We start from the raw sequence: 13,421 nt of genomic DNA on the forward strand, positions 1-13,421 counted from the left end.
TGATAACAAGAGCCGAACGGGCAGAATACAGGCCGGAGAATACCCGATGCTGACACCCTTGCGACAAGCCGGACCTTTCCGAATATCGCCGCGTCTGGCGCGTTTTCTTGACGCGCCATCAGTCGCTTTGCGGGCGCTTGCCCTGGCCGCTCTGGTTGTGACCACCGTTCCGGCGGGGGCTCAGGAGGCCGGACAAGAGGCCGGGCAGGGCGCACCCGTCGGCTATCAGGGCGCACCCGTCGGCTATATGGTGCTCGAGACCACATCGGTGCCGGTACAGCAGGTGCTGACCGGGCGGGCGGTTGCCCGCAGCGCGACGCAGCTCAGGCCAAGGGTCGGGGGCGAAATTACCGGCATTCTCTACACGCCCGGCGCCAGGGTCGAGGCCGGGACGCCGCTTTTCGCCATTGATCCTCTGACCTACCGCGCGGCGCTGGCTTCCGCAGAGGCGAGCCTCGCCCGGGCCTCGGCCGATCTGAAAGCGGCGGAAACCAGCTATGGAAGGGTCTCGGCGCTGCGGGGGTCTTCGGCCAGCCAGGCGGCGCTGGATCTCGCGGAGACCGATCTCCTGAAAGCCCAGGCGGGCTTTGCCGAGGCCGAATCCGGCGTGGATCTCGCCCGCGCCCAGCTGGACTGGACGACGATCCGCGCGCCCATCACCGGGATTGTCGGCGTGGCCCAGGTCTCTGTGGGCGATCTGGTGACCCAGGGCCAGGCCCAGGCGCTGGCCGAGATTGTGCAGGTCGATCCGGTGCTGGTCGATCTGTCGGAACCCTATCAGACCCGCCTCGCCATAGAGGCCCGCGCCGAAAGGGGCGAGATCGCGCTGATCCCGCCCGAGCTGGTTCTGGTGCTGGATGGCGGGCGGCGTATCGGCGGTGAGGCGGTGCTGCTCTCTTCGGCGGCGACAGTGTCCTCGTCGACCGGCACCCGCACGCTGCGGTTCGAGATCGCCAATCCCGGCGGCATGATCGCGCCGGGCATGTTCCTCCAGGCCGAGCTGACGCTGGCGCGCCAGCAGGCGATCCTGGTGCCGCAGCGCGCCACACAGCGCGAGCGGGACGGCAGGCTTTCGGCCTGGATCGCGCTCGATGGCAAATCCGTCAAACGCTATCTGAGCGAGACCGGCACCTGGGGATCGTCCTGGATCATCCAGACCGGGCTGGAGCCGGGTGACTGGCTGCTGCTGGACGGCATCAATTCCATGCGCGAGGGCAGGGCGATCAGCCCGGTCGCGGTGACCATCGACGAGGCGGGGGTGGTGCGCGACCTGCCACCGGCGGCTGAACCGGCCGCCGACCCTGCGCTGGCTGGCGGCGCGGGCAACTGATCCATGGCACAATTCTTCATCACCCGCCCGGTTTTCGCCTGGGTTCTCGCGATCATCACCATGCTGTTTGGCGGCTGGTCGGTCTGGAACCTGCCTGTCGAGCAATATCCCGATATCGCGCCGATCCGCATCAGCGTGACCGCGACCTATCCCGGCGCCTCGGCCGAGGCGACCGAGAATTCGGTCACTTCGGTGATCGAGGACGCGATGACCGGCCTCGACGGGTTGCTCTTTATGACCTCCAGCTCTTCGGCCAGCGGGCGTGCCCGGGTCGAGCTGGTCTTCAACGATACCGTCACCGCCGATCAGGCGCAGAACCAGGTGCAGAACAAGGTCGGGCTGGCGGAATCGGCGCTGCCGCTGGTGGTGCGCGAACGCGGCACCGAGGTCGAGCGCGCCGGCGAAAGCTCGCTGATGGTGGGGGCGCTGGTCTCCCCCGACAACCGCTATTCGACGCTGCAACTGGGCGATCTGACGACGCAGATGATCGAGGATGCGGTGCTGCGCATTGACGGCGTCGGCTCGATCGAAAGTTTCTCTTCGGGCTATGCGATGAGGGTCTGGCTGGATCCGATGAAGATGGCCGAATTCCAGATCACGCCGGGTGACGTGACGGCGGCGATTGCCGATCAGAACTCGACCGTCTCGGTCGGTGCGCTTGGCGCCGATCCGGCGGTGCCGGGGCAGCAGCTGACGGTGGCGCTGTCTTCGCAAACGCAGCTTTCCGGCGTCGATCAGTTTGCGCAGATCCGCCTGCGCGTCGAAGAGGGCGGCGGCGAGGTGCTTTTGGGCGATGTTGCCAGCATCGAGATCGGGCAGACCAGCTATGGACGCTCGGCTCTGTTCAACGGCGCCAATGCGGCGGGGTTTTCCGTGACGCTGGCCACCGGTGCCAATGCGGTCGAGACCGCGAAGCGGGTGCGCGAGACGCTTTCCGGGCTGCAATCGGCTTTGCCGGAAGGGGTAGAGGTCGCCTATCCCTTTGACACCTCTCCGTTTATCGAGGAGTCCATCCAGACCGTCTGGCAGACACTGGCCGAGGCGGTGGCGCTGGTCTTCATCGTTATCCTGATCTTCCTGCAAAGCTGGCGCGCGACGGTGATCCCGGTGATCGCGATTCCGGTGGTGCTGTTGGGTACGTTCGGGGTGTTGTCCCTGCTGGGCTATTCGATCAACACGCTGACCATGTTCGCCATGGTGCTGGCGATTGGTCTGCTGGTCGATGATGCCATCGTGGTGGTGGAAAATGTCGAAAGCCAGCTGGAGCATGAGCCGGGGCTGGATGCGGTGACCGCGACGCGGCGCTCGATGGCGCAGATTTCCTCGGCGCTGGTGGGGATCGTGCTGGTGCTGTCATCGGTCTTCCTGCCGATGGCCTTCATGTCGGGATCGACCGGGGTGATCTATCGGCAATTCTCGATCACCATCATCTCGGCCATGGTGCTGTCGCTGGCGGTGGCGCTGATCCTGTCGCCGGCCATGTGCGCGGCGCTGTTGAAACCGCGCGCGCAGGGCGGCGGCAACTGGTTCGCGCGGCAGTTCAACCGTGGCATGGGGGCGGTTACGCGCGGCTATGGCGCCACGGCAGGGCTGGCGATGCGCTGGCCTTTCCTTGTGCTGGTGCTTTTGGGCGCAATCAGCTGGGGCTCGTTCCAGATGTTCCGCCAGCTGCCGTCATCCTTCGTTCCGCAAGAGGATCAGGGCGTGATGATGGTGCAGCTGCGCCTCGCCGAGGGGTCGACCTCGGCCCAGACCCGCGCGGTGACCGAAGAGGTCGTCGCCTGGCTGCAGGAGGAAGAAGGCGCCACGGTCGATACCGTGATGACCGCGCTTGGTTTCGTCTGGGGTGGCGGCGGGCCGAATACGGCGATGCTTTACATCCGGCTCAAACCCTTTGCCGAGCGTCCGGGCCTTTCCGCCGCGCGGCTGGAGCGGGTGGCGAATGCGTATTTTGATGGGCATCGCGCCGGCAATATCACCTTCTCTCAGCCGCCCGCGATCCAGGGCGTCGGCAGTTCGGCCGGCATTGCCTTCTACCTGATCGACCAGGCCGGTCAGGGCCAGGCGGCGCTGGAAGAGGCGGCGCTGCAACTGGCGACGCGGGCGCAGGAGCAGGGCCTCGCCTCGGGCTTTCGCGGCCATGAGCCGAGCCGCCGCCCCGCTTTGCGTCTTGACGTTGACCAAAGCCGCGCCCGCGCCATGGGCCTGACCGTGTCCGAGGTCAATGCCATGCTGTCGGTGATCTTCTCGGGACGCGAGGTGAATGACTTTGAATTGGGGGCCGAGCTGCGCCCGGTGATCGTCCAGGGCGCCGCTGCCTGGCGGATGCAGCCCGAAGATGTCACCATCTGGCATGCGAGGAACCGCTCGGGCGAGATGGTGCCCTTTGCCAGTTTTATGACCCAGACCTGGTCGGAAAACTCGCCGACGCTGAACCGCTATGGCGGCACAAGGGCGATTTCGATCTCGGCCAATCCGGGAGAGGGCATCTCGACCGGGGCGGCGATGGACGGGCTTGAGGCGCTGCTCGCCGATTTTCCGGGCTATTCCATCGCCTGGACCGGGCTCTCCTATCAGGAGCGGCTGGCGGGCAATCAGGCGCCCTTGTTGTTTGCCATGTCGGCGCTGGTGGTGTTCCTGTCGCTGGCCGCGCTCTATGAAAGCTGGTCGGTGCCCTTCTCGGTGATGCTGGCGGTGCCGGTCGGGATCCTTGGCGCGCTGCTGGCGGCCTGGGGCTTTGCGCAATCGAACGATGTCTATTTCAAGGTCGGCCTGCTGACGACCATCGGGCTTGCGGCGCGGAATGCGATTCTGATCGTCGAATTTGCCGAGGCGCGACGAAAACAGGGGGTAGAGCTGATGGTGGCCACCCGCTCCGCCGCCGAGGCGCGGCTCCGGCCGATCCTGATGACCTCGTTTGCCTTCGCGCTGGGGGTGCTGCCGCTGGCGCTGGCCAATGGCGCCGGGGCGGCGGCGCAACATGCGATCGGGATCGGTGTGCTGGGCGGTATGGTTGCCTCGACGGTGATCGCGCTCTTCATGGTGCCGGCGCTTTATGTGCTGGTGATGCGGCTGACCGGGCGGAAGGCGGGTGCAACCCCGCCCCATGCCGCGCCGTGAACCGGCGCGGCGGGCAGGGTTTCAGCCCTCTTTCCCGGGGTCATAGGCCAGCAGTCTCAGCGCGTTCAGCGTCACCAGCACCGTCGCGCCGGTATCGGCAAGAATGGCGATCCAGAGCCCGGTGATCCCCAGAACCGAGGTCACCAGGAACACCGCCTTCAGCCCAAGCGCGAGTGTGATGTTCTGCCGGATATTCGCCATGGTGGTGCGCGACAGCCGGATCAGCGCGGGAATGTCCGTCACCCGGTCGCGCAGGATGGCGGCATCCGCCGTCTCCAGCGCCACATCGGTGCCCGAGCCCATCGCGACGCCAACCCCCGCCTGTTTCAGCGCCGGCGCGTCATTGATGCCGTCGCCGATCATCATTACGCCGCCATCCGCCCCCATCTCGCGGATCACCGAAAGCTTGTCCTCGGGCATCATCTGCGCCCGGAACTCCATCCCGAGGCCACCTGCAATGGCGGCCGCAGTGCGGGGATTGTCGCCGGTGAGGATGATGGGCGTGATCCCCATGGCCCTGACCTGCCGCATCGCGTCTGCGGCGTCCTCGCGCGGCTCGTCGCGCATGGCGATCAGGCCGAGGGGGCGGGTCTCGTAATACACCGCCACCACGGTTTTCCCTTCGGCTTCCAGCCGGCCGGCATGGTCATTCAGGCCTGCGTCGATGCCGCCAGCCGACAGCGCGTGATGGGGCGAGGAGACCCAGGCCTTTGCCTCGCCATCAGGGCCTGCCACCAGTGCCTCGACGCCCTTGCCGACAATCGCCCTTGCCTCACGCGCGGGCAGCGGGGTGATGCCTGCCGCCTGCACCCGGTCCAGCACGGCGCGGGCCAGCGGATGCGAGGATCCGGTTTCCACCGCGCCGGCCACTGCCAGCAACTGGGCTTCATCTGCCCCGGGCGCTACGACCAGATCGGTGACAACGGGCTTGCCACGGGTCAGGGTGCCGGTCTTGTCAAAGGCGATGCGGCTGACGGTTGCCGCCGCCTCGATCACCGCGCCCCCCTTCAAAAGCAGCCCCTTTTTCGCACCGGAAGACAAAGACGAGGCGATGGAGGCGGGGACCGAGATCACCAGTGCGCAGGGACAACCGATCAGCAAAAGTGCGAGGCCACGATAGATCCAGGTGTCCCAGTCCCCCCCTGCGAACAGCGGCGGGATCAGGATCACCAGTATGGAAAGAACGACAATGGCCGGCATGTAAAACCGCGAGAAGCGGTCGATGAACCGCTCGGTCGGCGCGCGCGCCTCTTCCGCCTCTTCGACAAGGCGGATGATGCGGGCGATGGTATTGTCCGAGGCCTCGCGGCTGACCGCGACCCGCAGGACGGCTTCGGTATTGATCGAGCCGGCGAAGACCGGATCGCCCTCGCTTTTGGTGATGGGAACGCTTTCGCCGGTCACCGGGCTTTCATCAATGCCGCTGGTTCCCGAAAGGATGGAGCCATCCGCCGGGATGCGATCACCGGGGCGGACCAGCACGGTCTGGCCGATTGCCAGCTCTGCCACCGGCACCTCGCGTGTGGTGCCGCCCGTTTCCAGAAGCGCGGTCTTCGGCACGAGGTTCGCCAGCGCCCTTATGCCGTCGCGGGCCTTGTTGGCGGCAACGCCTTCCAGCATCTCGCCCACCGCAAAGAGGAACACAACCAGCGCCGCCTCTTCCGCCGCGCCGATGAACAGCGCGCCGATGGCGGCGATGGTCATCAGGCTCTCGATGGTGAAGGGCTGGCCCATGCGCAGCGCCTCATAAGCGCGTTTCGTGACCGGGGCGACGCCGATCACACAGGCGGCAAGAAAGGCCCAATAGCCATATTCGGCCGAGGTCAGCAGCTCGAACACCCAGGCCAGCGCCAGCAGGATGCCGGTAAAGATCACCAGCCGCCCCTTGCCGGTCAGATACCAGGCCTTGCCGCGATCGGCCGGATTGTCGTGGGAATGGACGTGACCGGGGGCGCCATGGCCTGAGTCAGAACCGCCGCTGGCCGCCACCCCCGGTGTGCGGCCCCGCATGTCAGCCGCAGGTCCGGCATGGTCGTGTCCTGCATGATCATGTCCCGCATGATCATTGGCCGCGCGCGCCCCGCCCGGTTTACCCGCGCCCTTGCCCGGGCTGATCTCAAAGCCCAGCCGGCGCACCACCGCCTCGATATCCTCCGGCCTGGCGCCGCCCTCGCTGAGCGTCGCCGTAAGCCTTTCGCTGATCAGCGCGACCTTCACATCGCTGACGCCCGGCAGCTTTTGGACCGCCTTTGTCACCTTCACCGTACAGGAGGCGCAATCCATGCCCCCCACCTGCCATTCGCGCCTGTTCGTCTCTTGCATCACCAATCCTCCGCATTCCGAACCCGCATGACAGGGGTCAGAGCGCTTTCTTCATCGAATCGGGTGTATTTCCTCCAGTCACTAGAGGTGCAAGCGGTTTGTGCGGTCAGAACATCCGGCCGGCCAGCGGCACGTCATGGCCCGGAGACAACAGCACGACCTCGCCCTCCGCATCGGGAACGCCCAATACCAGCACTTCCGAGCGCACCGGCCCGATCTGGCGTGGCGGGAAATTCACCACGGCCAGCACCTGGTGGCCGATCAGCTGATCAATCGTGTAGTGTTTCGTGATTTGCGCCGAAGAGCGTTTCACACCGATGTCAGGCCCGAAATCGACGCGCAGCTTAAAGGCGGGCTTGCGGGCCTCGGGGAAAGGTTCGGCCTCGATGATGCGGCCGACGCGGATATCCACCTTCGCGAAATCGTCATAGCTGATCGGGTCGCTCATTTGCCCAACTCCCTGCCGCGATCGGCTGCCGCTTTGACCGCCCGTTTCAAAAGCGCGGGGAAGCCGGTTTCCCGCTCCATCAGCACCGCCAGCGCCGCAGCGGTGGTGCCGCCGGGCGAGGTGACATTGACCCGCAACTGTTCTGCGCTGTCGGTTGAACGATGCGCCAGCTCCCCCGAGCCGGTGACGGTCGCCCGCGCCAGTTTCATCGCGATGTCAGGGCTGAGGCCCTCGGCCTCGCCCGCCGCCGCCAGTGCCTCGATCAGGTGGAAAACATAGGCCGGACCCGAGCCGGATACGGCTGTCACCGCGTCGATCTGCGCCTCATTCTCCAGCTCGACCACCTCGCCCACCGCCTGCATCAACAGCCGCGCCTGGGCCAGCTGACTGGCCGAGGCATGCGCATTGCCGACAAGACCCGAGATGCCGCGCCCGACCATGGCGGGGGTGTTCGGCATCACCCGCACAATCGGCGTCTGTGCGCCAAGCACCTGTTCCAGCGTCTGAATCGTGGTGCCGGCGGCAATCGAGATGAACAATGTCGGCCCATTGCCCAGAGCCGTCAGGCCCGGCAGCGCCGCACCCATCATCTGCGGCTTGACCGCGAGAATGGCGATCCCGGCCCGGTCGGGTACGCCCTTGTTCAGATGCACGCCGGTCGATTGCAGCCAGTCGGAAGGGCGCGGTTCAATCACCCAGACAGAGCCAGCCGGCACGCCGAAATCCAGCCAGCCCTTCAGCAAAGCCGATCCCATCTTGCCGCAACCCAGCAGCAAAAGCCCGTGTTCGATAGTGATATAAGCTGACATAGCCTCGCCTTCCCGTCGCATCAGGGGGCGAGGTTAGGCGCGGCCGTAAGCCTCTGCAATGGCGACTTTCATGGCATCCGCCGGCTTGCGCCCGCCCCAGAGCGTCAGCTGGAAGGCGGGGTAAAACCGCTCGGCCGCCAGCACGGCAGAAGAGATCAGCCGGTCGATCTGTTCCGGCCCCGCCACCTGGCCGCCGGCGAGGCACAGGCCATAGCGCCAGACCATCAGCTTTTGCTCGTCCCACCAGGTAAAGCCGCCGGTCCAGACCATGTCATTGCAGCGGTTGATCAGCTCGTAGAGTTCCGCCATGCGCCCCTCGGGGGGCTCCATCTCGAATGTGCAGATCAGGCGCAGCGTCTCATCCTGGTCGGACCAGGCGAGCGTCAGCGAATAGGTGCGCCATTGCCCCTCGACCGCCATGGCGATCTGGTCATCGGTCACGCGGTCGAATTCCCAGGCATTGCTGGTGGCCAGCGTCTCGACGATGTCGATGGGGTGGATCTCATCCGAGAGGAGATAATCTTCGGAAAGTGACATGCCTGGCCTCATCATGGCGCCTCTGGCCTGTGGATAACCACCAGAAGCTGGGGAATCGGCAAGGTTGTGCGGATTTATCCACAGTCCCCACCAGATATTGATTTTATCCTGATTCGTTCCGCGAATCATGTAAAGCGGTTTGTTGTGGAGGACCCTGTGGAAAACCGGGATTTCCACAGGAATTTTCGCTGATTGCCCCAGCCTGGCCGAATGCGGGTCAGGTGCCGGGCCTGGATCGCCTCCGGGCCCGGCGGCGCGGATGGAAGAAGCCGTCGCTGTTGCCCGGGGAATAGTAAAGCAGCCCGGCCTCCACGCAGTCCGCGCCCATGTGTTTTATGAATATGGGGCGGAAGATGGCCCTGAATTTCTCAAAGACCTCTGCCTGGCTTTCGGGGTCATAGCCATCGGCGATCAGCAGCCAGTCGGTGAATTGCTCTGCGGTTACCGGGCCGGATTCGGGCAGGAAATCGGTGACATGCACGAAGGTCCCGGTATGGCCAGAGCCGCAAAAACCGTATTTGGCGCAGACCTCACAGGCCAGTCGGTCAAATCCTGTCTTTTTCATGGGGGATAGCCGCAATGGCGCGGCAGGTTGTTGGTACAGTTCGATCATGGGAGAGGCGGATTGCGGGGTAAATGGCAAATACTGGCTTTATCGGGAAAAAGAACCCCCGCGCGGTTTCTGCGCGGGGGCCGGAACGGGCAGGTGGCGCGCAGAACGGCCCGGCAGGGGATACCGCCCATTCCTGGCGCATTGGGGGACAGGACCCGAACCTGCACAGACCCTGACGGCAAAGGGATTCAGGTTTATGAAACAGCGCGGTCAGCGCGCCGTTTTCCGCAGGCCCTTTCGCAAGGCGGCGAAGAAAAGCGTCTTCACCCCCCCCGATCAGCCCAGCGAACAGTCCCAGGGTCAGCGCTGTCAGAAAGCTGACAAGCCCTGCAATCACCCCGATCACCTCATCCCCCCAGCGAAGCGTTGCCTTCATAAAACGGGATTTCCCCAGCACCGCCATCGCGGCGATGCTGCACATTCCCATCCGCTCGGCGGCAATCGCGATGCGGCTGGACTCGGCCGGGCCGTCCACGAAGCGCATCATGTGAAGCGTGCCCCTCGCGCCGAGCCTCGCGTTCATACGGCCAAGATCGGAGGAAACCGCGAGGAAGGGGCGGAAGACCCCGGGACGCAGGATCCGTCCCTGATCGCTCAGGGTGTCGAATTTCGCGACCTCGTTCCAGCGGATTCCCCGGCGCGCCGCATCGGTCAGGATACCGATCAGCCGGGGCGACAGCAGGGTCAGTTTACGGGCAAGTTTCAGCACCGAGGCGCCGATCTTGATCGTATAGGAGGTTCCCCCCGTCGCCACCGTGGCCGCAGTCGAGCCGAGGCCGATGACGGAAAGGCCGGCTGAAAAGTAGTCCACCTCTTCGCCACGCGCCCAGTCCAGACCGGCAGTGCTCAGGTCGATCACATCGCCGAAGAGACCGGAGCGGAACAGATCAGCGCATGGTTGAGCGAACAGGCGTCGCTGCCAAACGTGCATTTCGCGCAGCCTTCACCCCAGACGAGCCATCCGTTGTCTTCCTCGCGGAGGGTGTTTATCCGCGGGTTCAGATCATCGGGCAGCGCGATCCCCCGGCTCTCGGCCAGATCCTCCAGCGCCTCGATTGCGATCCGGTTGTGGTCCTCCTCGTCAAGCAACGCAGCGATCCGCGCTGCAATGCTTTCCGGGGTGGCCGCCCGCTCTGTGGCCAGTTCACGCCTTGCAGCATAGTGGCCGGCTGCGGCCCCGAGCACTGGCTTCGCCAGCGGGTTTTGCAGCACCTGCCAGCCCGCCCGGAGAAAGGTCGAGAATGAGGCAAGGGCAAGGAGGGTCAAAGCCAGCCGGGGAGGCGCGGGAGTGAGGACATGAAATCGCTCCGGGCCTCTGTGGCCAGAAAACCCTGTGGCCTGCAAACCCTGTGGCCTCAAAACCCTGTGGCGGGCAACTCCTGTGGCAGGGGGTCTCCCTGCCACATTCTGCGGCTGGCTCAGCGGCCGATCATGCCGACGATCTCTTTCGTTTTCGCAAGGATCGGGCTGGCAATGGCATCTGCGCGTGCGGCACCCTCGCCAAGGATGCGGTCGATCTCGGCCGGGTCCTGCATATAGCGGTTCATCGCCTCGGTGATCGGCGAGAGCTTCGCCACCGCAAGATCCGCCAGCCGCGGCTTGAAGGTGCCGAATTGCGCGCCGGCGAATTCCCGGATCACCGTCTCGGCGCTGACGCCCTCCAGCGCGGCATAGATATTGACGAGATTGCGCGCCTCGGGCCGGTCCTTCAGCCCGTCCAGCCCGTCCAGCGTGTCGGGCAGTGGGTTCGGATCGGTGGTCGCCTTGCGGATCTTTTTCGCGATGGTGTCGGCATCGTCGGTCAGATTGATGCGGCTGGCATCCGAGGGATCGGATTTCGACATCTTTTTCGTGCCGTCGCGCAAGGACATCACGCGGGTGGCCGACCCTTCGATCAGCGGTTCGGTGATCGGAAAGAAATCCACCCCGTAATCATGGTTGAACTTGGCAGCGATGTCGCGGGTCAGCTCAAGATGTTGTTTCTGATCCTCGCCCACCGGCACCTGGGTCGTGTGGTAAAGCAGGATATCGGCCGCCATCAGCGAGGGATATGCCAGGAGACCCAGCGAGGAATTCTCGGCATTCTTGCCGGCGGTTTTATCCTTGAACTGGGTCATCCGATACATCCAGCCGATGCGGGCAACGCAGTTGAGGATCCAGGCCAGTTCGGCATGGCCGGAAACCTGGCTCTGGTTGAAGATGATCGAGCGCGCCGGGTCGATCCCGCTTGCCAGATAGGCCGCCGTGATCTCTCGCGTCTGATGGCGCAGCTTTTCGGGATCCTGCCAGACGGTGATCGCATGCATATCGACGACGCAGTAGATCGTCTCGATCCCCTCATCCTGCTTCTCGGCAAAGCGCTTCAGCGCGCCGAGGTAATTCCCCAGCGTCATGCCGCCCGAGGGCTGGATGCCGGAAAAGATCCTGGGCGTGAAGCCTGGATTGGCGGCAGCTTGCGAGGCCATGATGCGCTCCGTCTGGAAAAACTGACCTGCACGGCGTAAGCCTTCGCAGAAGGGGCGTCAACATCGCGCCCGGAAGGATGCCGTGACAATGTATGATACCGACCCGAATGCCAGTCCGCTGAACCGGCTGCCCTGGATCGTCTGGGCGCTGGCGCTGCCGATGATCGCGGCAGAGATCGTTCTGGGCCTTGCGGAGGCGGGGGTGATCGGTGGCCCGAATGGCATTGGCTGGCGCCAGAGCGCGATCATGGATTACGCGGTGGCGCGCAATGTTTCGGCCTATCTCTGGATCAACCAGGTCTGGGACGAGCTGGCTTTGCGGTTTGGCGCCTTTGCCTTCATCCATCAAAGCACCACCAGCGCGCTGTTTGCCGTGGTTCTGCTGCTGGCACTTGGCAAGATGGTGGGCGAGGTCTTCCGCTGGTGGGCGGTCGCGCTGGTGTTTTTCGGGTCCAGCTGGGCCGGGGCCCTCGCCTTCATCTGGCTGGTGCCTTACGACAATTACCCGCTGATCGGCGCCTATAGCGGCGTTTACGGGCTGATCGGGGCGTTTACCTTCCTGCTTTGGGTGCAGCTGATCGGGTCGGGGTCAAACGGCTACCGCGCCTTCACGCTGATCGGGATGCTGCTGTTTGTGCAGCTGATCTTCGGCGTGCTGTTCGGCGGCGGCTATGAATGGATCGCCGAGATCGCGGGCTTTGTCACCGGTTTCGCGCTGTCTTTCCTGGTCAGCCCGGGCGGCTGGGCGCGGCTCCGTGCGCGTTTGCGGACAAGATGATGCGCGCAAGATGAATGGCCGGCGCGTTTGCGCGCGAGCCAGACCCCGATGGTGCGCGGCGGGCCTGGCGGCTGCGCGCCCCGGTCGGTTGCGCCAATGCAGGGGATCGGCGACAGAAAGGCGAGACTTTCAGCGCCACAGGACAGAACCATGATCGGGCCAAGGGCCGGAGCCGCCATCTGCACCATTCTCTGGGGCTTCAGTTATCTGCTGGCCGGGCGCTGGCTGCCGCCGAATCCGGAAATGGCCGGCGCGGTGCGGGCGCTTGGCGGTGCGGCGTTCCTGTTCCTGCTGAGCCGCGAGCTGCCTCCGGCCAATTGGTGGGGCAGGCTGATCGTGCTGGGGACGCTGAATGTCGGGCTGTTCTTCGGGTTGTTCTTTATCGGCGCGATGCGGCTGCAAGGCGGTGTGGCGGCGGTGTTCCAGGCGCTTGGCCCGGTTTTCGTGCTGTTGCTGGCATGGGCGATCCTGAAGCGGCGCCCGAGCGGGCTGCAATTCTTTGCGGTGATCCTTGGCCTTGCCGGCGTTGCCATGGTGGTGCTGAAAGACGGCGCCGCGATTGACGGGATCGGGGTTGCGGCGATGCTGGGCTGCGTGCTGGCGCTCTCGCTTGGCGGTGTGATGCTCAGCCGCTGGGGCAGCCCGGGGATCAGCATCACCGCGTTCACCGCCTGGCAATTGCTGATCGGCGGGGTAGAGCTGACCCTCGTGGCCCTGGTCATCGGCGATTTCCAGGGGCCGATATCCGGGCTGAACATCTTCGCCTTCGTGATCCTTGCAATCGTGCTGACCGGGATCCCGTTCCTGCTGTGGTTTCGCGGTATCGAGGCGGCGGGGGCGGTCGCCATCATGCCGCTGATCCTGCTTACGCCGGTGACGGCGCTGGTGGTGGATGCCACCTTGCTGCAGATCATGCCCAAACCGCTGCAGGTCCTGGGCGTGGTGGTGGTGATTGCCTCGCTGATGATCAACCAGCGCGCCATCGCGGCGCGCTGAGGA

12 protein-coding genes are annotated in these 13,421 nt (G+C 64.9%); 4 read left to right on the top strand and 8 right to left on the bottom strand.

The window, feature by feature from the left end; all coding sequences use genetic code 11:
- Positions 1 to 46: 46 nt before the first annotated feature.
- Positions 47 to 1,330, top strand: a complete 1,284-nt coding sequence (locus DRF71_RS12595) for an efflux RND transporter periplasmic adaptor subunit (RefSeq protein ID WP_157971063.1) — start codon at positions 47 to 49, stop codon at positions 1,328 to 1,330.
- Between the two features lie 3 nt (positions 1,331 to 1,333).
- Positions 1,334 to 4,450, top strand: coding sequence for an efflux RND transporter permease subunit (locus DRF71_RS12600; protein WP_112310853.1), 3,117 nt, complete (start codon positions 1,334 to 1,336; stop codon positions 4,448 to 4,450).
- A 21-nt stretch (positions 4,451 to 4,471) separates the two neighbouring features.
- Here the strand turns inward: DRF71_RS12600 and DRF71_RS12605 are convergent, their stop codons facing one another.
- The 8 genes from DRF71_RS12605 to trpS all read right to left on the bottom strand — a co-directional run bounded on the left by DRF71_RS12605 (position 4,472) and on the right by trpS (position 11,644).
- Positions 4,472 to 6,772: a heavy metal translocating P-type ATPase gene (locus DRF71_RS12605; RefSeq protein ID WP_112310854.1), complete on the bottom strand. Its 2,301-nt coding sequence runs from the start codon at positions 6,770 to 6,772 to the stop codon at positions 4,472 to 4,474.
- Positions 6,773 to 6,878: 106 nt separating this feature from the next.
- Positions 6,879 to 7,220 (bottom strand): tRNA-binding protein, encoded by a 342-nt coding sequence (locus tag DRF71_RS12610; RefSeq protein ID WP_112310855.1) that lies wholly within the window; start codon positions 7,218 to 7,220, stop codon positions 6,879 to 6,881.
- On the bottom strand, positions 7,217 to 8,029 hold the full coding sequence (proC, locus tag DRF71_RS12615; RefSeq protein WP_112310856.1) for a pyrroline-5-carboxylate reductase: 813 nt from the start codon (positions 8,027 to 8,029) through the stop codon (positions 7,217 to 7,219). The genes DRF71_RS12610 and proC overlap by 4 nt, the downstream gene beginning before the upstream one ends.
- Positions 8,030 to 8,062: 33 nt before the next feature.
- Positions 8,063 to 8,566: a type III secretion system chaperone family protein gene (locus DRF71_RS12620; RefSeq protein ID WP_112310857.1), complete on the bottom strand. Its 504-nt coding sequence runs from the start codon at positions 8,564 to 8,566 to the stop codon at positions 8,063 to 8,065.
- Between the two features lie 217 nt (positions 8,567 to 8,783).
- Complete coding sequence (locus DRF71_RS12625; RefSeq protein WP_112310858.1) at positions 8,784 to 9,131, bottom strand: hypothetical protein; 348 nt, start codon at positions 9,129 to 9,131, stop codon at positions 8,784 to 8,786.
- Positions 9,112 to 10,038, bottom strand: a complete 927-nt coding sequence (locus DRF71_RS12630) for a hypothetical protein (RefSeq protein WP_112310859.1) — start codon at positions 10,036 to 10,038, stop codon at positions 9,112 to 9,114. The genes DRF71_RS12625 and DRF71_RS12630 overlap by 20 nt, the downstream gene beginning before the upstream one ends.
- Positions 10,035 to 10,445 (bottom strand): hypothetical protein, encoded by a 411-nt coding sequence (locus tag DRF71_RS12635; RefSeq protein ID WP_112310860.1) that lies wholly within the window; start codon positions 10,443 to 10,445, stop codon positions 10,035 to 10,037. Before DRF71_RS12635 ends, DRF71_RS12630 begins: the two co-directional genes overlap by 4 nt.
- Before the next feature lie 152 nt (positions 10,446 to 10,597).
- Positions 10,598 to 11,644 carry a tryptophan--tRNA ligase gene (gene trpS, locus DRF71_RS12640; protein ID WP_112310861.1) on the bottom strand — a complete coding sequence of 349 codons (1,047 nt, stop codon included), beginning with the start codon at positions 11,642 to 11,644 and terminating at the stop codon, positions 10,598 to 10,600.
- 88 nt (positions 11,645 to 11,732) lie between these two features.
- Here trpS and DRF71_RS12645 point away from each other — a divergent pair, with 88 nt between their 5' ends.
- Both DRF71_RS12645 and DRF71_RS12650 read left to right on the top strand, forming a co-directional pair.
- The gene (locus DRF71_RS12645) at positions 11,733 to 12,422 is read left to right on the top strand and encodes a rhomboid family intramembrane serine protease (RefSeq protein ID WP_112310862.1); all 690 of its coding nucleotides are present in this window, start codon (positions 11,733 to 11,735) and stop codon (positions 12,420 to 12,422) included.
- Between the two features lie 150 nt (positions 12,423 to 12,572).
- Positions 12,573 to 13,418 (top strand): EamA family transporter, encoded by an 846-nt coding sequence (locus DRF71_RS12650; protein WP_112310863.1) that lies wholly within the window; start codon positions 12,573 to 12,575, stop codon positions 13,416 to 13,418.
- The last annotated feature ends 3 nt before the right edge of the window (positions 13,419 to 13,421 follow it).

This window comes from Pseudogemmobacter bohemicus (assembly GCF_003290025.1).
In the GTDB taxonomy this organism is placed as follows: Bacteria; Pseudomonadota; Alphaproteobacteria; order Rhodobacterales; family Rhodobacteraceae; genus Pseudogemmobacter; species Pseudogemmobacter bohemicus.